Source organism: Salinimicrobium oceani (genome assembly GCF_012037645.1).
Genome location: NZ_JAAVJR010000212.1, coordinates 1 through 621, shown reverse-complemented (window position 1 = coordinate 621; position 621 = coordinate 1). Strand labels below are relative to the sequence as shown.

The following is a 621-nucleotide window of genomic DNA, read 5'->3' as shown; positions in this document are numbered from 1 at the left end:
TATGACAATGGATGGTTAACTGCGTATAACATGCCCGGGCAGGTTGGTGCAGGACAGGGATACGCTGTTTTCTACCCTAACTATAGAGGAAGTACCGGCCGCGGAGTGGAATTCTCCAAATCCAGCCAGGGAGATCCTGCCGGAAAAGAATTTGATGATATCATAGACGGAATAGATCACCTTATTGAGAACTACAATGTTGACAAAAATAAAGTTGGAGTGACGGGAGGTTCTTATGGAGGTTATGCAACGGCATGGATGTCAACGCGGCACACAGATCGTTTTGCCGCCGGAGTAATGTCGGTAGGAATAAGCAACAATATTTCTAAATGGGGAACAAGTGATATTCCCGAAGAAATGTTCCTGGTACACAGCCGTAAAAGGATCTGGGATGATTACCAGTTCTACCTGGAGCGCAGCCCTATCTTCTATGCAGACCAGGCGAAGACTCCGCTATTAATCCTCCATGGTAAGGAAGACACCAGAGTGGATCCGGGGCAGTCATTCGAGTTGTATCGTCACCTTAAAACCCGAACGGATACTCCGGTGAGACTGGTGCTTTATCCGGGGGAAGGTCACGGGAACAGAAAGTCTACTGCCCGCTATGATTTCAACCTTCGA

General features: G+C 48.0%; 1 protein-coding gene. It reads left to right on the top strand.

The window, feature by feature from the left end:
- A partial coding sequence (locus HC175_RS16320; protein WP_168139447.1) for an alpha/beta hydrolase family protein occupies window positions 1-621 on the top strand: 621 nt, incomplete at both ends.